This window comes from Streptomyces sp. NBC_00353 (assembly GCF_036108815.1).
Lineage (GTDB): Bacteria > Actinomycetota > Actinomycetes > Streptomycetales > Streptomycetaceae > Streptomyces.
In genome coordinates, this window is sequence record NZ_CP107985.1 from 3551534 (window position 1) to 3570441 (window position 18908).

General features: G+C 69.8%; 17 protein-coding genes and 1 pseudogene. 8 read left to right on the forward strand and 10 right to left on the reverse strand.

From position 1 onward, the window contains the following. The first annotated feature begins 27 nt into the window (after positions 1-27). Positions 28-1221: a serine hydrolase domain-containing protein gene (locus OHA88_RS16065; RefSeq protein WP_328629704.1), complete on the forward strand. Its 1194-nt coding sequence runs from the start codon at positions 28-30 to the stop codon at positions 1219-1221. A 1-nt stretch (position 1222) separates the two neighbouring features. On the opposite strand, the gene OHA88_RS16070 is transcribed toward OHA88_RS16065, so the two are convergent. From OHA88_RS16070 to OHA88_RS16080, 3 genes are all read right to left on the reverse strand, one after another. After that, positions 1223-1768 (reverse strand): hypothetical protein, encoded by a 546-nt coding sequence (locus OHA88_RS16070; RefSeq protein WP_328626051.1) that lies wholly within the window; start codon positions 1766-1768, stop codon positions 1223-1225. A 54-nt stretch (positions 1769-1822) separates the two neighbouring features. Further along, entirely contained in the window at positions 1823-2986 is a 1164-nt protein-coding gene (locus OHA88_RS16075; RefSeq protein ID WP_328629705.1) for a polyamine ABC transporter substrate-binding protein, read from the reverse strand. Positions 2987-3165: 179 nt separating this feature from the next. Continuing rightward, entirely contained in the window at positions 3166-4605 is a 1440-nt protein-coding gene (locus OHA88_RS16080; protein WP_267001237.1) for a gamma-aminobutyraldehyde dehydrogenase, read from the reverse strand. Between the two features lie 163 nt (positions 4606-4768). Between OHA88_RS16080 and OHA88_RS16085 the strand changes: the two genes are divergently transcribed. The 4 genes from OHA88_RS16085 to OHA88_RS16100 all read left to right on the forward strand — a co-directional run bounded on the left by OHA88_RS16085 (position 4769) and on the right by OHA88_RS16100 (position 8823). Further along, on the forward strand, positions 4769-5275 hold the full coding sequence (locus tag OHA88_RS16085; RefSeq protein ID WP_267001239.1) for an Lrp/AsnC family transcriptional regulator: 507 nt from the start codon (positions 4769-4771) through the stop codon (positions 5273-5275). Then, complete coding sequence (locus OHA88_RS16090) at positions 5260-6639, forward strand: aspartate aminotransferase family protein (RefSeq protein ID WP_037853716.1); 1380 nt, start codon at positions 5260-5262, stop codon at positions 6637-6639. The genes OHA88_RS16085 and OHA88_RS16090 overlap by 16 nt, the downstream gene beginning before the upstream one ends. A gap of 280 nt (positions 6640-6919) precedes the next feature. Beyond that, a complete protein-coding gene (locus OHA88_RS16095) occupies positions 6920-7657 on the forward strand; it encodes an ABC transporter ATP-binding protein (protein ID WP_328626052.1) in 738 nt (245 codons plus the stop codon). Beyond that, positions 7639-8823, forward strand: a complete 1185-nt coding sequence (locus OHA88_RS16100) for a hypothetical protein (protein WP_328626053.1) — start codon at positions 7639-7641, stop codon at positions 8821-8823. Before OHA88_RS16095 ends, OHA88_RS16100 begins: the two co-directional genes overlap by 19 nt. 34 nt (positions 8824-8857) lie before the next feature. Here OHA88_RS16100 and OHA88_RS16105 read toward each other — a convergent pair whose 3' ends face one another. Then, the gene (locus OHA88_RS16105) at positions 8858-10402 is read right to left on the reverse strand and encodes an ArnT family glycosyltransferase (RefSeq protein ID WP_328626054.1); all 1545 of its coding nucleotides are present in this window, start codon (positions 10400-10402) and stop codon (positions 8858-8860) included. A gap of 77 nt (positions 10403-10479) precedes the next feature. Between OHA88_RS16105 and OHA88_RS16110 the strand changes: the two genes are divergently transcribed. Then, positions 10480-11598 (forward strand): LOG family protein, encoded by a 1119-nt coding sequence (locus OHA88_RS16110; protein ID WP_328626055.1) that lies wholly within the window; start codon positions 10480-10482, stop codon positions 11596-11598. 25 nt (positions 11599-11623) lie between these two features. Here the strand turns inward: OHA88_RS16110 and OHA88_RS16115 are convergent, their stop codons facing one another. The 5 genes from OHA88_RS16115 to rlmN form a co-directional block, all read right to left on the reverse strand. Then, positions 11624-12076, reverse strand: a complete 453-nt coding sequence (locus OHA88_RS16115; RefSeq protein WP_328626056.1) for an SRPBCC family protein — start codon at positions 12074-12076, stop codon at positions 11624-11626. Positions 12077-12208: 132 nt separating this feature from the next. Continuing rightward, positions 12209-13234, reverse strand: a complete 1026-nt coding sequence (locus tag OHA88_RS16120) for an ABC transporter ATP-binding protein (RefSeq protein WP_328626057.1) — start codon at positions 13232-13234, stop codon at positions 12209-12211. A gap of 22 nt (positions 13235-13256) precedes the next feature. Next, positions 13257-14870 (reverse strand): ABC transporter permease, encoded by a 1614-nt coding sequence (locus OHA88_RS16125; protein WP_328629706.1) that lies wholly within the window; start codon positions 14868-14870, stop codon positions 13257-13259. 116 nt (positions 14871-14986) lie between these two features. Beyond that, positions 14987-16108: a thiamine ABC transporter substrate-binding protein gene (locus OHA88_RS16130; protein WP_328626058.1), complete on the reverse strand. Its 1122-nt coding sequence runs from the start codon at positions 16106-16108 to the stop codon at positions 14987-14989. A gap of 225 nt (positions 16109-16333) precedes the next feature. After that, complete coding sequence (gene rlmN, locus OHA88_RS16135) at positions 16334-17440, reverse strand: 23S rRNA (adenine(2503)-C(2))-methyltransferase RlmN (RefSeq protein ID WP_030928354.1); 1107 nt, start codon at positions 17438-17440, stop codon at positions 16334-16336. A gap of 230 nt (positions 17441-17670) precedes the next feature. Here rlmN and OHA88_RS16140 point away from each other — a divergent pair, with 230 nt between their 5' ends. Together OHA88_RS16140 and OHA88_RS16145 are read left to right on the forward strand one after the other, a co-directional pair. After that, the gene (locus tag OHA88_RS16140; RefSeq protein WP_328626059.1) at positions 17671-18012 is read left to right on the forward strand and encodes a DUF6233 domain-containing protein; all 342 of its coding nucleotides are present in this window, start codon (positions 17671-17673) and stop codon (positions 18010-18012) included. A 38-nt stretch (positions 18013-18050) separates the two neighbouring features. Beyond that, positions 18051-18263: a hypothetical protein gene (locus OHA88_RS16145; RefSeq protein ID WP_328626060.1), complete on the forward strand. Its 213-nt coding sequence runs from the start codon at positions 18051-18053 to the stop codon at positions 18261-18263. Between the two features lie 30 nt (positions 18264-18293). On the opposite strand, the pseudogene OHA88_RS16150 reads toward OHA88_RS16145, so the two are convergent. Then, positions 18294-18805, reverse strand: a pseudogene (locus OHA88_RS16150) (IS5 family transposase); the annotation flags it as partial. Positions 18806-18908: the final 103 nt, after the last annotated feature.

The window sequence follows — 18908 nt, forward strand, 5'->3', positions numbered from 1 at the left end:
GGATTCCACTCCCCGGAGGCACCGGACATGAACGCCCGCGCTACCCGTACCTTCGTCGCCACCGCCCTGGTCCTCGGCATCCTCTCCGGCCCGGCCGGACCGGCGCTCGCGGCAGCGCGCGCTCCGGTGGCCGCCGTCGCAACCACCCAGGAGGCACCGGACGCCGAGGCCCTGCGTGCCGCGATCGCCGGGCTGCCGAAGGCCGACGCCACGGCCGCGCTCGTACGGGTCGCGGGCACCGCCGGCAGCTGGCGGGGCACTTCCGGCGTCCACGACCTGGAGTCCGGCCGTCCGGCGGACCGGGACGCCCGCTTCCGGGCCGGTTCGGTCACCAAGGTCTTCACCGCCGCCGTCGTGCTCCAGTTGGCGGGCGAGGGGAAGCTCGACCTGAACCGTCCGGCCCGGCACTATCTGCCGGAGCTGATCCCCGCGAGCTACCGGCAGGTCACGGTGCGGCAGCTGCTGAACCACACCAGCGGCATCCCGTCCGTCGGCTCCGGCGGCGACACCCTGGACGAGTGGTACGCGCACCGCTTCGACCTGCACGACGCGGCGGACACGGTACGCGAGGCCACTTCCCACGAGCCGGACTTCGCGCCCGGTACGCAGCAGCACTACGACAACATCGGCTACACCGTGGCAGGCCTCCTGATCGAGGAGGTCACCGGTCACACGTACGCGGGGGAGGTCTCCCGCCGCATCCTGAAGCCTCTGCACCTGAAGGACACGTACTTCCCCGGCACCGACCCGACGATCCGCGGCCCGTACAACCACGGCTATCAGACCTTCACCGGGACCGACGGGACCGCCGAGCTGCGTGATGTGTCGGTGTGGGGGGCGACGGACGCCTGGGCGGCGGGTGACCTGATCTCCACCACCGCCGACCTGGAGCACTTCGTCCGGGCCCTGTTCCGCGGGCAGGTGGTGCGCGGACCGCTCCTGGAGGAGATGTTCACGCTGCCCGACGCATCGGTGCGCGAGTACGGCACGGGCGAGCCGGCCGCGTACAGCGCGGGCCTGTCGGTGGTGAAGCTGGGCGGGCGCGAGGTATGGGGCAAGACGGGTGGCCGCTGGGGCTACAACACGGCTGTCGTGGCCACCCGTGATCTCTCCCGGACACTCGTCTACAGCGTCAACGCGACGGACGCGAAGGGCGAGGGCATGAACGCCACGGCGATGAACATCGTGGTGGCCGCCTTCGGTGCCCCGTCGGCCGGGTGACTCAGACCGCTGGAGCCGCCGCCGGGCCGGCCACCGGATCCGGCGTCCGCTCCATCGCCTCCAGCCGCTTGATCATCCGGCGGACGACGAGCAGCGGGATCACCCCGATGACACCGAACGACATGTCGATGACCGACCACCAGAAGGGGATCCCCCGGACCGGTCCGCAGATCAGCGCGAGCGGGATGATCCCGGCGCAGGCGATCATGCCGAACTCGATGACCCAGATGTTGCGGACCGGGTCGCGGTACGGACCGTAGAAGGCGACGGCGATGACGAGATGCGCGAAGGCCAGCCAGTCGGTGCCGTACAGCACGAAGGGGTACTTCGCGTCGGCCTCGTCCAGACCGGTCCGGACCCGGGTGATCCACTCCATCAGAGCCGGGAAGTGCTCGGGCACGGGCGAGGCCGAGGACTTCAGCAGGTCCTCGGTCCAGTGGAGTTCATGGACGAGCGGGAAGGCGGTGAGCCCGCTCAGTACCAGGCAGACGATAAAGACGACCAACCACACGCGTATGCGCCTCAGCAGGGCTCTTCGCTCGCTCATGCCCGCAGCGTACGCCCGGGTTTACGTGCCCTTTACGCCGGCCCGGCACCTCGCTCAGAGACCGACGATGGAGTTCCATTTCTTCGCGAACTCGGTGCGTTCCTCGGACGTGATGTCGCGGGCGATCGCCAGCCGTGCGCGCATCGCGTCGTCGGGGAAGATCAGTGGATCCTCGGCGAGGGCGGCGGTCTCCTCGTCCTTGGCCGAGGCCAGCACCTCGCGGGCGGCCGGGACGGGACAGACGTAGTTGACCCAGGTGGCGAGTTCCGCGGCGACCTCGGGCTCGTAGTAGTAGTCGATCAGTTTCTCGGCATTGCGCTTGTGACGGGCGAGGTTGGGGATCATGAGCGATTCCGCCCAGAGCTCGGCCCCCTCCTCGGGCACCACGAACTCGATCTCCGGGTTGTCCGCCTGGAGTTGGATGACATCGCCCGAGTAGGCCTGGCAGGCGAGCACATCGCCGGTGGACAGATCCTTGATGTAGTCGTTGCCGGTGAAGCGGCGGATGTGCTTCTTCTTCACCAGCTTCTCCACCTGGTCGCACGTCGTGTAGAAGTCGTCCCGCGTCCAGCGGGTGATGTCGACGCCGTTGCCCTGCATCAGCAGGGCGAACGACTCGTCGAGCCCGGACAGCAGCGTCACCTTGCCGCGCAGGTCGTCCGCCCAGAGATCGCTCGTGTGCTTGATCTCGCGGCCGAGCTTCTTGCGGTTGTACGCGATGCCGGTGATCCCGGACTGCCAGGGGACGCTGTGCATCCGCCCCTGGTCGAAAGCGGGCGAACGCAGCTGCGGGTCCAGGTACTTGGCGACGTTGGGCTGCTCGGTCCGGTCCATCTCCTGCACCCAGCCGAGCCGTACGAACCGGGCGGCCATCCAGTCGCTGATGACGATCAGGTCCCGGCCGGTCTGCTGGTGGTTCATCAGCGCCGGGCTGATCTTCCCGAAGAACTCGTCGTTGTCGTTGATCTCCTCGGTGTACCCGACGGAGATCCCGGTGCGCTCGGTGAACGTATCGAGGGTGGGCCGCTTGGACTCGTCCTCGTCGTCGGTGTCGATGTACAGCGGCCAGTTGGCGAACCGCAGCGTGTGGTCGGTGGCGGAGACGTCGCGTCCGGCGCGGTCACCGGGCTGCACATACGCGGCGGGCACGCCACAGCCGGCCAGCGTGGCACCGGCCGCTCCCGCCCCGAAGGCGCGCAGCAGGGACCGGCGGGACATGGGGTGGTTCGGGATCGCTCGCACCTGCGCAGGATGCCGGTCGGCGGGTTGGGCGGACAATGGACCATTCGTCCAGCGGCATGCACTCCATCCGCACACCCTGTCGATGCCCCGTCAGAAGCGGGGCACGGAAACGGCCCCGGGCCGGAGCCCGGGGCCGCCACCGCATGCACGGAAGGTCAGTCGTCGAGAGACGTCATGACGTGCTTGATGCGCGTGTAGTCCTCGAAGCCGTACGCGGAGAGGTCCTTGCCGTAGCCGGACTTCTTGAATCCGCCGTGCGGCATCTCGGCGACGAGCGGGATGTGGGTGTTGATCCACACGCAGCCGAAGTCGAGGTTCTTGGACATCCGCATCGCCCGGGAGTGGTCCTTGGTCCACACCGAGGAGGCGAGGGCGTACTCGACGCCGTTCGCGTACTCAACGGCCTGCGTCTCGTCGGTGAACGACTGGACGGTGATGACCGGACCGAAGACCTCGTTCTGGATGATTTCGTCGTCCTGGCGCAGGCCGGAGACGACGGTCGGGGCGTAGAAGTAGCCCTTGTCGCCGACCCGGTGGCCGCCCGCCTCGACCTTCGCGTGGGCGGGGAGCCGCTCGATGAAGCCGCTGACCTGCTTCAGCTGGTTGGCGTTGTTGAGAGGGCCGTACAGCACGTCCTCGTCGTCCGGCTGCCCCGTCTTCGTGTCGGCCGCGGCCTTGGCGAGCGCGGTGACGAACTCGTCGTGGATCGACTCGTGGACGAGGACGCGGGTCGCGGCCGTACAGTCCTGGCCGGCGTTGAAGAAGCCCGCGACGGAGATGCCCTCGACGGCCTTGGCGATGTCGGAGTCCTCGAAGACGACGGCGGGCGCCTTGCCGCCGAGCTCCAGGTGGACCCGCTTGACGTCCTTGGCGGCGGACTCGGCGACCTGCATGCCGGCCCGTACCGAACCGGTGATGGAGGCCATCGCCGGCGTCGGGTGCTCGACCATCGCGCGGCCGGTGTCCCGGTCCCCGCAGATGACGTTGAAGACGCCCTTGGGCAGGATCTGGCCGATGATCTCGGCGATCAGCACGGTCGACGCCGGGGTGGTGTCGGACGGCTTGATGACGACGGTGTTGCCCGCGGCGAGCGCCGGGGCGAACTTCCAGACGGCCATCATCATCGGGTAGTTCCACGGCGCGACCTGTGCGCAGACGCCGACCGGCTCGCGGCGGATGATGGAGGTCAGGCCCTCCATGTACTCGCCGGCCGAGCGGCCTTCGAGCATCCGCGCCGCACCCGCGAAGAAGCGGATCTGGTCCACCATCGGCGGGATCTCTTCGGTGCGGGTGAGTTCGAGCGGCTTGCCGGTGTTCTCGGACTCGGCGGCGATCAGGTCCTCCGCGCGCTCCTCGAAGGCGTCCGCGATCTTCAGCAGGGCCTTCTGGCGCTCGGCGGGCGTGGCGTCGCGCCAGGCGGGGAAGGCGGCGGCCGCGGCGGCCATGGCGGCATCGACATCGGCCTGGCCGGAGAGCGGCGAGGTCGCGTAGACCTCTTCCGTCGCCGGGTTGACCACGTCGATGGTCCGCCCGTCCGCGGCGTCCCGGAACTCTCCGTTGATGTAGTTGCGCAGACGGCGCACCTCGGTGGTCACAACCACCCCTCCTGTCGACACGTCCAATGGGTGAGATGTCCAGCCTAGTCGCTGGGGTAACGCTTTCGACATACCCAACCGCCGCGAACTTCGGATTCAGTTAGATCAAGGCCTTCAAACAACGAATTTCATCGATCCGGGGTTGCCAGACAGACGAGTCCCGGTGCACAGTGTGTCCGTGGCCAGTCGCAGCGCAGACTCCAGGACCGGGAACGGATCGTCACCAGCGGTCGATGCCGTGTCCCTCGCAATCATCGAGCAGCTCCAGGAGGACGGGCGTCGTCCGTACGCCGCGATCGGCAAGGCCGTGGGCCTCTCCGAGGCGGCGGTACGGCAGCGCGTTCAGAAGCTGCTCGACCAGGGCGTGATGCAGATCGTCGCCGTCACGGATCCGCTCACCGTGGGGTTCCGGCGGCAGGCGATGGTCGGCATCAATGTCGAAGGCGATCTCGATCCCGTCGCGGAGGCGCTGTCGGCCATGGCCGAGTGCGAGTACGTGGTGATGACCGCGGGCTCCTTCGACCTGATGGTGGAGATCGTCTGCGAGGACGACGACCACCTGCTGGAAACGATCAACAAACGCATCCGGGCCATCCCCGGCGTGCGCTCCACCGAGAGTTTCGTCTACCTGAAGCTCAAGAAGCAGACCTATATGTGGGGAACCCGATAGCCGTGAGCAAGGACCTCAGCCGAACCGCGTACGACCACCTGTGGATGCACTTCACCCGCATGTCGGACTACGAGAACGCGCCCGTTCCCACCATCGTGCGTGGCGAGGGCACCTACATCTACGACGATCAGGGCAAGCGCTACCTCGACGGCCTGTCCGGCCTGTTCGTGGTCAACGCCGGTCACGGCCGTCACGAGCTCGCCGAGGCGGCGTACAAGCAGGGCCAGGAGCTGGGCTTCTTCCCGGTGTGGTCCTACGCTCACCCGAAGGCGGTCGAGCTGGCCGAGCGCCTCGCCGACTACGCGCCGGGTGACCTCAACAAGGTCTTCTTCACCACCGGTGGCGGCGAGGCCGTCGAGACGGCCTGGAAGCTCGCCAAGCAGTACTTCAAGCTCAAGGGCAAGCCGACCAAGTACAAGGTCATCTCGCGCGCCGTCGCCTACCACGGCACCCCGCAGGGCGCCCTGTCGATCACCGGTCTGCCGGCCCTGAAGGCCCCGTTCGAGCCGCTGGTCCCCGGCGCGCACAAGGTGCCGAACACCAACATCTACCGCGCCCCGATCCACGGCGACGACCCGGAGGCCTTCGGCCGCTGGGCCGCCGACCAGATCGAGCAGGAGATCCTGTTCGAGGGCGCGGAAACGGTTGCCGCGGTCTTCCTGGAGCCCGTGCAGAACGCCGGTGGCTGCTTCCCGCCGCCGCCCGGGTACTTCCAGCGCGTACGCGAGATCTGCGACAAGTACGACGTGCTGCTCGTCTCCGACGAGGTCATCTGCGCCTTCGGCCGCCTCGGCACGATGTTCGCCTGCGACAAGTTCGGCTACGTGCCGGACATGATCACCTGCGCCAAGGGCATGACGTCGGGCTACTCCCCGATCGGCGCCTGCATCGTCTCGGACCGCATCGCCGAGCCGTTCTACGAGGGCGGCAACACCTTCCTGCACGGCTACACCTTCGGTGGCCACCCGGTCTCCGCGGCGGTCGGCCTCGCCAACCTCGACATCTTCGAGCGCGAGGGTCTCAACCAGCACGTCCTGGACAACGAGAACGCGTTCTTCACGACGCTGCAGAAGCTGCACGACCTGCCGATAGTCGGAGACGTCCGCGGCAACGGCTTCTTCTACGGCATCGAGCTGGTGAAGGACAAGGTCACCAAGGAGACCTTCACCGACGAGGAGACCGAGCGCGTCCTGTACGGCTTCCTCTCCAAGGCGCTGTACGAGAACGGTCTGTACTGCCGGGCCGACGACCGCGGCGACCCGGTCGTCCAGCTCGCCCCGCCGCTGATCTCCGACCAGTCGACGTTCGACGAGATCGAGTCCATCCTGCGGTCGGTGCTGACGGAGGCCTGGACGAAGCTCTGATCCGAACTGTGATCCGGCTCGTGAGTCGATCGGCCGATCGACCACGGATCGACTGACCGATTGACCACGGCCGGATCATCGCTCACCCCTGCTTCCAGCAGTCATTTCATACGGTTCACGCGGCCCGGATGCGCCCATTCGAGTGGGAAGGAGCGCACCCGGGCCGCGTGGTGCCGTGATGCCGTGGTTCGAATCCTTACGGTGCCCAGTGACCGATCGGCCCCCTCTTCGTTCCCCCGTACAGGGGACGGGAACTCTGATCTGAACCGAGGTGTACGCCATGGTGGCTCCGCCGGACAACGATGTGATCTGGGCGCGTTCCCTGCACCACTCCCACAACGGCTCACCCGCGCTCGGCGGGGTCTCCCTGGGCGTCCGCGACGGTGAGGTCCTCGCCGTGACCGGCCCGCGCGGCAGCGGCAAGACGACTCTGCTGCACTGCCTCTCCGGTCAACTGGTGCCCCAGCAGGGCGAGGTGTGGTTCAACAGTGTTCCGGTCCACACCATGGGGCCGCGGCTGCGCGAGCGGCTGCGCCGGGACCGGTTCGGCTGGATCGCGCCCGAACCTCAGCTCGTACCGGAGCTGAACACCTGGGAGAACGCGGCGCTTCCGCTGCTGCTGCGCGGCGCCTCGCACCGGGCCGCGAAGAAGGCCGCCATGGAGTGGCTGGAGCGCCTCGACATCGGCGTGTGCGCCAAGAAGCGGCCGCACACGCTGCTCCAGGGGCAGCGTCAGCGGATCGCCGTGGCCCGCGCGCTGGCCGGCACGCCCACGGTGATCTTCGCCGACGAGCCGACCGCGACACTGCACCGCGCCGACCGCTCCCATGTGCTGCGAACACTCATGAGCGCGGCCCGCTCGCACGGCATCACGGTCGTGCTCGCCACCCATGACGCGGAGGTCGCCTCGCTCGCCGACCGCACGGTCCCGCTGCTGGACGGCCGCCGTGTCACCACCGTCGCCCTGCCCTCCGTGTCCGATACGGAAGGCCACGCGGCGTGCTCGCTCTCCGTCTAGCCCGCGGCACCCATCCGCTGGTCCAGGTGCGGCGGCTGCTGGTCGCGGCCGCCTCCGCCGGGGTCGGCTTCCTGCTGCTGTGCACCCTGGGGTACGCGTCCACACATCCGGCATACTCGACCACCGCGGCGCTGCGGCTGCTGTGGTGCTTCGTACCGCTCGCCGCCACCGTGCAGTTCGCGGTCGCGGTGGCCCGCACGGATCCCAGTACGCGCCCGCGTCCGGGACTGTCCGCCGTCGGTCTCGGACCGTTCCGGCTCAGCGTGCTGGCCGCGGTCTCCACCGCGGTGTCCTGCACCCTCGGATCGATGGTGGCGCTGCTCCTCTTCCTGCATCTGCGCGGCGATCTGACCGGGCTGCCGTTCGACGGGGCGGCGGCCGACCTGCTCGGCGCAGGCGCTCCGTTGCCGGTGGCCGCGGCCCTCATGCTGCTGGCGCTGGCACCGGTGTCCGCGGCGACGGCAAGTGCGATGGCGCTGCGCACCCGACCGGTGCAGGCGGCGGTGCCGGACGACGAAGAGCAGGACATCTCGCCGGACGAGCAGATGCCGGCTCCGGCACCGGCGCCGACCGGACTGCCGTGGGGTGTGGCGCTGACAGCGGTCGGTCTCGCGATCGAGGCGTACTCGAGCCGTGATGGCGCGGGCAGTGCGTTCCCCCTGCCGGGGAAGCTCGACACCACCCCGGCGTGGGTACTGGCGGGATGGTCGCTGACCGCGATCGGTCTGGCCGTGGCGGGCCCCGGACTGACTCACTTCGCCGGACGGCTGCTGCAGGCGATGCGCCCAGGAGCCGTACGCCTGCTGGCCGGAAGGATGCTGATGGACGAGGCGCGCCGGATCGGCCGGCCGCTGGGTGCGGTCTGCGCGGTGCTCTCCGCGGTGATCGCGGCCTTCGCGCTGTACGGGACGGGACCGCGTCCCTTCGGCCCGCTCACCGCGCTCGGCGCCGTACTGGTCCTGGGCTGCACGACGGCGACGCTGCTGACCTCCGCCCTCGAGGCGAAGCAGGCCCGCGCCCACATGGTTCGGATGCTGCTGCGGCTCGGTGCGCCGGCCTCGGCGCTGCGGGCCGCGACGACCCTGCGCGTCGCCGTCCTGCTGGTCGTGTTCACCCCGATCACGTGGGCGATCGCCGAATTGGCCGCGCTGCCGCTGACCGGCTGAGGGACCGTCGGCCGGCCGTGAAGACGGTCGACGGTCAGCCGAGGTGCCGGAAGGCAGGCCAGATCTCCGGCCAGGGCTCGCGCAGGCCCCGGCAGATCCAGACCTCCGCGCCCTGTTCCTCGTTGTCGACCCCGTACCCGTTGTCGATCCGGGCGGCGGGTTCCACCTCACTCCAGTACCGCCGCAGTTCGCCCGCGCTCCGGGCCCCGACGAAGAGCGTCACGGCGCTGCGGTGCGAGGGCGGCGGCCCCCACCCGTGGTAGGCGTTGTGCCCGCTGTACGCGGTCGGCAGCCCGTACCTGTCGCCGTACCGCGCGAGTGCCCCCGCCTCACCGTAGTTGCGGGTCACGATCGTCGTCGCCCCGCGCTCCGCGGGCGGCAGCGTCCGGTACACCCGGCCAACGGTCGCGGCGAGTTGCGGCCAGCCGACCGTCTCGGCGCTGTCGCCGTTGACGGCCGGCTGCGGACTGTCGGCGAACGCGGCGAGCGGCACGACAGGCAGCCCGATGAGTACGGTGACCGCACCACTGACCGCCACGATCCCGGTACGCACTCCGCGCCAGGCTCTGCGGCCCGCGCGTGCGAGCCACTCCTCGACGGTGAGCGCGCCCGCGGCCAGCAGTACCGGATAGGCGCCGCCCTGGTAGTAGGCCTTGCCGCCGGTGACCAGGAACACGAGGGCCAGCGCCCCGTACGCCCAGACGAACAGCCGGTACGGACGCAGCCGTTCCACCCGGCCCAGCTGCCACAGTCCCACCGCCCACAGGGGCGCCATCAGCGGTCCGGTCAGCAGGAGTTGGAACGGCAGGAAGCCCGCCCTGCCCCCCTGGTCACCGTCCCGCGCGATCGCTCGCGCCAGATCGAACTGCGGCCAGCCGTGCGCCGCCTGCCACAGCAGATCGGGCAGGGAGATCAGGAGCGCGAGCGCCGCGCCCGCCGGCAGCCAGGGGGTACGCAGGACCGTGCGCGGACCTGCCGCGAACATCCCGGCGAGCAGGGCGACGACGAAGAACGCCACCAGGTACTTGTTGAGCAGACCGACCCCGGTGACCAGCCCGATCATCAGCCACAGCCGGTGCGCACGGGTACGCACCAGACGGACCACGAGCCAGCTGATGAGCGTCCAGACCAGCAGGTCGAGGGTGGTCGTGGAGAGCAGGTGCCCGGATATGACGGTGAGCGGGGCGACCGCCCAGGCAAGGGCGGCGAGCGTCTGCGCGCGGGCGCCACCGCCGAGTTCCCGGGCGATCAGTCCGACGAGCAGCACGGTCAGGGCGACCGCGACGGCCGAGGCGGTGCGCAGCGCGGTCGGTGAATCCCCGAAGAGCGCGGTCTCGGCGCGGGCCAGCAGGACGACGAGCGGCGGCTGGTCGTCGTATCCCCAGGCCAGGTGGTCGCCTGCGGCCCGGTAGTACAGCTCGTCGCGGTGGTAGCCGTAGCGGGCGCTGAGGACGAGAAGGAGTGCCCCGGTCCCTGCGGAGACGGCGGCGATGCGACGCAGTGCGAGGGGAGGCGGGACCGGTGATACGGGGGTGCGCACCACTTGGTCCCGGTCCGCCCCAGGAGTCACGTCCGTCACGGTGCCACCTCCCGACTCGGGGGCATATGACCGTACGAAAGGAGCTGTACCCCCCGGCCGGTACGTAGCATGACAGCGTGGACAACCCGGACGACAGCATTCCTGCACCCGGCATCGAGATCGAGTCGGTCGCCGAGTTCGACGCCGCGGTCGCCGCAGGGACACTGGCCGGACATCGCATCCAGTCCCTCGACCTGACGGACCGCAGCGCCGCGCTGCTCGCCGCCGACACGTCCGGCGCCGTCTTCCTCGGCTGCCGAATGACGCCCGAAGCGGCCGCGAAGGTGCGAGCCGAGGGGGCGTTCGTCTTCCCGCCCGTGCCGGGACTGCCCTTCGACCCGTACCGCGGCCTGCTCTACTCCCCCGACGCGCTCTACGCAGGGCTCGCGGACGGAGGCTACGAGGCGACGCCCGACGCCCGCGCGTACCGATGGTTCCGGCAGACCCGGGCGAACGGCGACACCTTCGCCTCGATGCTGCGCGCGCTCCACGACGACGCGGTCTCCGACGCGCTGGACGAACTTCTCACCGGAGCCCGGGTGGTCGGGGTGATGGGCGGCCACGCAACGCCCCGCGGCAGCGCCGCGTACGCGGCCGCGGCCCGGCTGGGCAGAACGCTGGCCCGCAGCGGACTGATGGTGGCCACCGGCGGTGGCCCCGGCGCGATGGAGGCGGCGAACCTCGGCGCCTATGCGGCTCCGCACCCGGATCCGATGCTGGACAAGGCCTGCGAACTCCTGGCGGCCGTGCCCTCGTTCACCCCGTCGATCACCGAATGGGCGCTGGCCGCCTTCACCGTACGGCAGCGATGGCCGGACGGCGGCGGCTCGGTCTCGGTCCCCACCTGGTTCTACGGTCACGAGCCGCCGAACCCGTTCGCGGACCACATCGCCAAGTACTTCGCCAACGCGCTGCGCGAGGACGGGCTGCTCGCCCGCTCCACCGCGGGCGTGATCTTCCTGCCGGGCGCCGCCGGAACCGTGCAGGAGATCTTCGACAGCACGACGCCGAACTACTACGGCTCACGCGGCACACCGACGCCGATGGTGCTGGTCGGCAGCGCCCACTGGACGGACGAACTGCCCACCTGGCCGCTGCTCCGAGCGCTCGCCGCGGGCCGGCCGATGGAGTCCCGTATCGCACTGGTCGACACGGTGGACGAGGCCCCCGAGGCACTCGCCCGGCTGACCGGCTGAGGGGCCGGCCGAGAGCCTGTCCGGTTCAGATCGCCGCGAGCCGGTTGACCAGCGCGTCGAAGAAGGCCTCCCAGCCGTCCTCGGCCGCCGCGTACTGCTCGGGCGTGAGGTTGCCGCCACGCTGCTGGAAGACCATCTCGGTGGTCCTGCGGCCGCGCTCGGCGAAGGTGACCGTGACGATCTCGCCTTCGATGTCGGCAGGCGCGGCAGCGTCCTTCAGCGTGAAGACCAGCCGCTCCGGCGCGACCACCTCGCGGTAGACCCCGTGGAACGGCATCTCGGTGCCCGGCACCACGATGACCAGGCTCCACGTGCCCCCCGGCCTGACGTCCATCGACACCCGGTCGAGCGGCACATCGGCATCGCCGCCGTACCAGGAGGCGAAGTGCTCGGGGGTCGTCCAGGCCGCGAAGACCTGTTCCCGTGGGGCGTCGAAGACGCGCGTGATGTCGATGCCCTCGCGTGCCGTTCCAGTCATAGTCCCTGCCCTTTCGGAGTCGTTCCGGATCTTCCCCGGTCGCATGAGGTGTTCCCCGAAACGGACGAAACCGCTCTTCCGGAACACCCGGTAGTGGTTCCCGCCGTGTGGCGTCGCGAGCGGTGCCCGCGATCAGCCCGACGCGGGCAGCACCACCGTCTCCGACGCGTCGAACGTCACGCCGACCTTCGCACCCTCCTGGGGCGTGTCCCGCAGCGGGCACTCCGCCTCCAGGAGCGGACCGCTGTCGGGGTGCAGTGTCACGGCGACATGGTTGCCCCGGAAGGTGCGGGCGCCGACCGTACACGACAGGCCGTCCGCCGGGTCGCCGATCCGTACGCCCGCCGGACGCACCAGCAGGGCGCACGGGCCCTGCGGCGCCCCGTCCGGCACCGGTACCCTGCCCCACCTCGTCGCCGCGGCCGCGCCGGTCACCGTCGCATCCACCACATTGTCGAAACCCAGGAACCGGGCGACGAATGAGGAGGCGGGGCGTTGCCAGACCTCCAGCGGAGTGCCCATCTGGGCGATGTGTCCGTCGCGCATCACGACGACCCGGTCCGCGAGGGCGAACGCCTCGCCCTGGTCATGGGTGACGGCGAGCACCGTCGTACCCAACCGGGCGAACAGTGTGCGCAGTTCGACGACGAGGCGTTCGCGCAGGCTGCGGTCGAGCTGGCCGAGCGGTTCGTCGAGCATCAGCAGTTTCGGTCGCGGGGCGAGCGCCCGCGCGAGAGCGACGCGCTGCTGCTCGCCGCCGGACAGCGAGGCGACAGCCCGACGTTCGCTGCCGGGCAGGCCCACCAGTTCGAGGAGTTCGGCGACCCTGCGGTCCTGGTCGCCACGGGTCACTCCGTGCATCCGCAGCCCGAAGGCGACGTTGGCGCCGACGTCCCGGTGCGGGAAGAGCTGATGATCCTGGAACATCAGCCCCAGACCGCGCCGGTGCACCGGTACGTCGGTCTGGTCGACGCCGTCGAGGAGCACCCGGCCGCCGTCCGGCGGGTGCAGTCCGGCGACCACCCGCAGCAGTGTCGACTTGCCGCTGCCGCTCGGCCCCAGCACACAGACGATCTCGTGGTCCGCGACCTCCAGATCCACCGCGTCGAGCGCCGCCCGCCTCCCGAAGAGGACGGTGGCGGCTTCCAGTGTCAGCATGTCCAGAACACCCCGAGCATCTTCAGAACTCCCCGGACCGATCCGGGCGGATACGTTCGAGCAGCAGCAGCGACACCGCGCACACCAGCATCAAGATCGTGCTGAGGGCCATCGCCTGGCCGTAGTTGAGCTCGCCGGACCGCCCGAGCAACCGGGCCACGGCGACCGGCAGCGTCGGGTTGTCGGGCCGCGCGATGAACACCGTCGCCCCGAACTCGCCGAGCGAGACGGCGAACGCGAAACCCGCCGCGACCAGCAGCGCCCGCCGCACCAGCGGCAGGTCGACCTCGCGCCAGGCCCGCAGCGGTGACGCGCCGAGCACCGTCGCCGCCTCGCGCAGCCGACCGTCCACCGCCCGCAGGACAGGCAGCATCGTGCGTACGACGAACGGCACACCGACCAGTGCCTGGGCCAGCGGCACCAGGATCCAGGTGGTCCGCAGATCCAGCGGAGGCTTGTCCAGCGTGATCAGGAAACCGAAGCCGACGGTGACCGCGGACACCCCGAGCGGCAGCATCAGCAGTGCGTCGAAGCCACGGACGAGCCGTCCGGCGCGCCTCGTCAGCGCCGCCGCCGCGAGCCCGCCGACGACCAGCGCGATCACGGTCGCGACCACGGCGTACTGGAGTGAGTTCCAGACCGCCTCGAGCGGCGCGACCAGGAAGGTGCTGCCGCTCGCGTCCGCGGACCGCAGGGCGCGGTAGTAGTCGAAGCCGTGCCCGCCGGGCACGTCCAGCGAGCGCTCCACCAGCACACCGAGCGGCAGCAGGATCAGCACCAGCACGGTCAGCAGGACCCCGCCGAGCAGTGCCCGCTGCCCGGCGCCGCGCGGCCTGCGGGCGGTCTGCGCCGGGTCGACCAGCTTCAGCGCGGTCTCCCTGCGCCGCACGGTCCACGCGTGTACGGCCAGGATCGCGCCGACGGCGGCGAACTGCACCATCGTCAGCACGGCGGCCGTGGGGAGGTCGAGCAGCTGGGCGGTCTGCCGGTAGATCTCCACCTCCAGCGTGGAGTACGCCGGGCCTCCGAGGATCTGCACGACCCCGAAGGAGGTGAACGTGAAGAGGAAGACCATCAGCGCCGCGGCGGCCACGGCGGGCGCGAGGGCCGGCAGCGTCACCCGCCGCCACGCCGCGAACCGTCCGGCGCCCAGCACCCGGGCGGCCTCCTCCTGCCGTGGGTCGAGCTGCGACCACAGCCCACCGACAGTCCGTACGACCACCGCGTAGTTGAAGAAGACATGGGCGAGCAGGATCGCCCACACGGTGGTGTCGAGCCGTACGCCCGCCAGTTCGTCGAGGAAGCCGCCGCGCCCCAGCAGCGCCAGGAAGGCCGTCCCGACGACGACGGTCGGCAGGACGAACGGCACGGTGACGACCGCCCGCAGCAGCTGTTTGCCGGGAAAGTCGAAGCGGGCGAAGACATAGGCGCCGGGCAGCGCGATCAGCAGGGTCAGCGCGGTCGAGGCGAGCGCCTGCCAGGTGGTGAACCAGAGGACGTCGAGGATGTCCGGCCGGCTCAGCACCTCGCCGATCCGGCCGAACTGCCAGACGCCGTCGGCCTTCAGCCCGCGGCCGACTATCGCGACGACGGGGTGGGCGAAGAACACCGCGAAGAACGCGACGGGCACGGCCATCAGGCCGAGCCGCACCGCGCTCCCGCGCCACGCCCTCGGGCGCGCGGCGCTCGCGCGCCCCGGCCGGGCGCCCGCACCCTCCTCGCGCGCGCCCGGGCCGGGTGCGGGCGTCTTCGCTACTTCACTACGAGCGAGGACCACGACTGGACCCACTGCTCACGGTTCTTGGCGATGGTGTCAGGGGCCACGGTGGTCGGCTTGTCGACCGTCGCGCCGAACTCGGTGAAGATCTCCGGCAGCTTCGCGTCCTCGGTGACCGGGCTCACGAACATGTTGAGCGGCATGTCCTCCTGGAACTTCTTGCTGATCAGGAAGTCCAGCAGAGCCTTGCCCCCCGCCTCGTTCTTCGCGCCGTTCAGCAGCCCCGCGAACTCGATCTGACGGAAGCAGGTGCCGGTCGCGACCCCTGTCGGGGCCTCGGTCGGCTGCGGCTTCGCGTACAGCACCTCGGCCGGCGGACTGGAGGCGTACGACACGACGAGCGGACGGTCGGCCTTGGCCTTCTTGCCGCCCACGGAGCCGGAGAACTCCTCGTTGTACGCCTGCTCCCAGCCGTCGACGACCTTGACACCGTTGCTCTTCAGCTTCTTCCAGTAATCCTGGTAGCCGCTCTCGCCGTAGGTGGCGACGGTGCCCAGCAGGAAGCCGAGCCCGGGCGACGAGGTCGCGGCGTTCTCCGTGACGAGGAGGTTCTTGTACGCCGGCTTCGCCAGGTCGTCGAAGGTCGTCGGCGGCGCGAGCTTCCTGTCGGCGAAGTACTTCTTGTCGTAGTTGATGCAGATGTCGCCGGTGTCGATCGGCGTGACCCGGTGCTTGGTCGCGTCCAGCTGGGTGTCGGCCGCGACCCGGTCGCTCCCCTTCGCCTCGTACGGCGTGAACAGACCGTTGTCGAGGGCGCGGGAGAGCAGCGTGTTGTCGACGCCGAAGAACACATCGCCGCGCGGGGAGCCCTTGGTCAGGATCTCCTGGTTGAGTGCGGCGCCGGCGTCACCGCTCTTGAGCACCTTGACGGTGTAGCCGGTCTCCTCGGTGAACGCCTTCAGTACGTCCTTGGAGGCGTTGAAGGAGTCATGGCTGACCAGGGTCACGGTCTTGGACCCGGAGCCCTTCGTGCCGCCGGACCCGGAGGCCGAGCCGTCGGAACTGCCGCAGCCGGCGAGTGCCGTGACGCCGAGCGCGGCGGCGACGGCCGTCGCCGCAAGCTGCTTGGTGCGGCGCGTGGTACTGGTGGTGCTCATTGTTGATTCCTCCTGGGTTTGACCAGGAAGAGACGCGGCCCTGCCCGCCGGGAGGCGGGCAGGGCGCAACAGCATGAGTTGATGACCGAACTTCCTACCCGGAATGACCCGGGCGAGGTTCAGAGGGTCTGCGGCCAGCCTGTCGTCGGTGCCGCACTCTCAGCGCTGTGGCGCTCCCCTGTCGGAATATGAAATTGATTTCGGCCCAGATTACACGGGCTGTTTTCAGCGCTCGGATGCCGCCAGCTGTCCGCACGCCCCGTCGATCTCCTGACCGCGGGTGTCCCGCACGGTCACGGGCACCCCGTGGGCGGCGATCGCCTCGACGAACGCCTTCTCGTCCTCGGGCCGCGAGGCCGTCCACTTCGAGCCGGGCGTCGGGTTCAACGGAATCAGGTTGACATGCACGCGCTTGCCCTTGAGGAGCCGGCCGAGCAGGTCACCACGCCAGGCCTGGTCGTTGATGTCGCGGATCAGCGCGTACTCGATGGAGATCCGGCGGCCGGACTTCTCCGCGTACTCCCAGGCCGCGTCGAGCACCTCGCGCACCTTCCAGCGCGTGTTCACCGGCACGAGCGTGTCCCGCAGCTCGTCGTCCGGCGCATGCAGCGAGACCGCGAGCCGGCACTTGAAGCCCTCGTCGGCGAAGCGCAGCATGGCCGGCACCAGGCCCACGGTGGAGACGGTGATCCCGCGCTGCGACAGACCGAGACCGTCCGGCTCGGGGTCGGTCAGCCGGCGGATCGCGCCGACCACCCGCTTGTAGTTGGCCAGGGGCTCGCCCATGCCCATGAAGACGATGTTGGAGAGCCGCGCGGGCCCGCCCGGCACCTCTCCGTCGCGCAGCGCCCGCATGCCGTCCACGATCTGGTGGACGATCTCGGCGGTCGACAGATTGCGGTCCAGACCGGCCTGCCCCGTCGCGCAGAACGGGCAGTTCATCCCGCATCCGGCCTGCGACGAGATGCACATCGTCACCCGCTCCGGGTACCGCATGAGGACGGACTCGACCAGCGTCCCGTCATGCAGCTTCCACAGCGTCTTACGGGTGGTGTCGTCGTCACAGCTGATGTGCCGGACCACGGACATCAGGTCGGGGAACATCGCCTCGGCGAGCTTGTCCCGTGAACCGGCCGGGATGTTGGTCCACTCCGCCGGGTCGTGCGCGTACCGCGCGAAGTAGTGCTGCGACAGCTGCTGCGCGCGGAAAGGCTTCTCGCCGATCGCGGCGACGGCTTCCTTGCGCTCGGCGGGCGTGAGGTCAGCGAGGTGCCGCGGCGGCTTCTTGGCTCCGCGGGGCGCGACGAAAGTGAGTTCTCCGGGCTTAGGCATGGTTCCTCCAGTGTTGCAGACACGCCGTGGTGGCAGAGGCCTTCGCCAGGTCAGGAAGGGTGAGGTGCATAGACGACCGGTCGTCGTTGGTCGTCATTAGTCGACGTCGGCGGCCCTTTGACGGCCCAGAGACGGCCCAGAGACGGCCCAGCCGCCCCAAGGGACAGTGACCGATTGCACTACAGAGAGGACGTGCGCACAGCGTCCCACCTGGACCTAGAATCGAATATGTGTCCGAAAGCCTCTCTCGTCTGGATCGCCTGCGCATCGTGCGCGAGTGGCAGGCGTACCAGCTCGGCCGAACCGATCGGACCATCGCCGAGCTGGAAGAACGCGAGGCCGCAGCCGCCCGGGCAGCACGCACCCTGCCGCCACCGGCACCCGACTGGAAACTCTCCCTGCTACGCGCGGGCGGCACGTCCCACGCCGACGCCGTCCACACAGGCGACTGCGGCATGGGCGGCAAGAGAACCAAACCGATGACCCGGGAGCAGGCCCCGCGTGCGCTCACGGAAGACGGCATCACGGCCTGCCCCTACTGCCGGCCGGACAGAGAGCTTGGAGTGCTGTGAACCGAAGACCGTCAGAACCTGAGGACACGCTTGAGGACATGAGCGAAGCACCCATCGTCATCCACCGCCCAGCCGGAACGGTTGGCCGTCGGGTGACGATCCGCGCCCAAGGCGCCGGACTCGCCCGCAGCGACAACGACGTGATCGAGTTCCTACGCCGCGCCGGCCTGCCCGACGCCGGCGACGTCCTGGACGATCCACGATGGGTGCAGTGGCAGGGCGGCCACCCGCACGAGTACGGCGCACCCTAATGAGTCGTTTCTCTTGGTGAGTGCGGTCGCCGGGCGCCTGCGGCGCGGGCCGCGACGGGAACGGATCGGCGGGATTCCGCGGATGAGCGGGTCCAGTCCCTGGCTGTCGTGCATGTTGGCGCCGGAGATGCCGAGTGACGGCGGCAGGCTGTTCCGGTCGGTGACCAGGTGGATTTTCGATCCCAACTTTCCACGGTCAGTCGGATTCGGCCCCGTCAGAAGCCCCCCTTTGCCGCCCGAACGCTGACAGAGTCGATCGCGCACCGCGACCAGTCCAGCTCACCCCGCACCCCGAGTTCGTCCAGGACCACGCGGTGGAGCCGAGCCCAGACCCGGTCCGCGCTCCACTTGGCGAACCGCCGGTAGACCGTTTGCCAGGCTGGGCGGCCGAATACTGGCGGGAGCTGCCTCCACGTACAGCCCGAAGTGGCCACGAAGATGACCGCTGCCAGAACCACACGGTCGCCGGCCCGACGGCGGCCTCCGCGCTGCGGACGCTTCACCTCCGCGGGCGGCACCACCCGCCGGAACAACACCCTCATCCGGCACCAACCGCTCAACCAGAACCGTCATGCACAGCTCAACGAGCGATCAAGCCTCAAGAAGCGCCCTCTAATCCGGTCGTGCGCCCCTCCGCCGGTCCCT

Coding starts and splice junctions, on each gene's coding strand:
- OHA88_RS16065 (WP_328629704.1), top strand. CDS start 28: ATGAACGCCCGCGCTACCCGTACCTTCGTCGCCACCGCCCTGGTCCTC.
- OHA88_RS16070 (WP_328626051.1), bottom strand. CDS start 1,768: ATGAGCGAGCGAAGAGCCCTGCTGAGGCGCATACGCGTGTGGTTGGTC.
- OHA88_RS16075 (WP_328629705.1), bottom strand. CDS start 2,986: ATGTCCCGCCGGTCCCTGCTGCGCGCCTTCGGGGCGGGAGCGGCCGGT.
- OHA88_RS16095 (WP_328626052.1), top strand. CDS start 6,920: ATGGTGGCTCCGCCGGACAACGATGTGATCTGGGCGCGTTCCCTGCAC.
- OHA88_RS16115 (WP_328626056.1), bottom strand. CDS start 12,076: ATGACTGGAACGGCACGCGAGGGCATCGACATCACGCGCGTCTTCGAC.
- OHA88_RS16120 (WP_328626057.1), bottom strand. CDS start 13,234: ATGCTGACACTGGAAGCCGCCACCGTCCTCTTCGGGAGGCGGGCGGCG.
- OHA88_RS16125 (WP_328629706.1), bottom strand. CDS start 14,870: ATGGCCGTGCCCGTCGCGTTCTTCGCGGTGTTCTTCGCCCACCCCGTC.
- OHA88_RS16130 (WP_328626058.1), bottom strand. CDS start 16,108: ATGAGCACCACCAGTACCACGCGCCGCACCAAGCAGCTTGCGGCGACG.
- rlmN (WP_030928354.1), bottom strand. CDS start 17,440: ATGCCTAAGCCCGGAGAACTCACTTTCGTCGCGCCCCGCGGAGCCAAG.
- OHA88_RS16145 (WP_328626060.1), top strand. CDS start 18,051: ATGAGCGAAGCACCCATCGTCATCCACCGCCCAGCCGGAACGGTTGGC.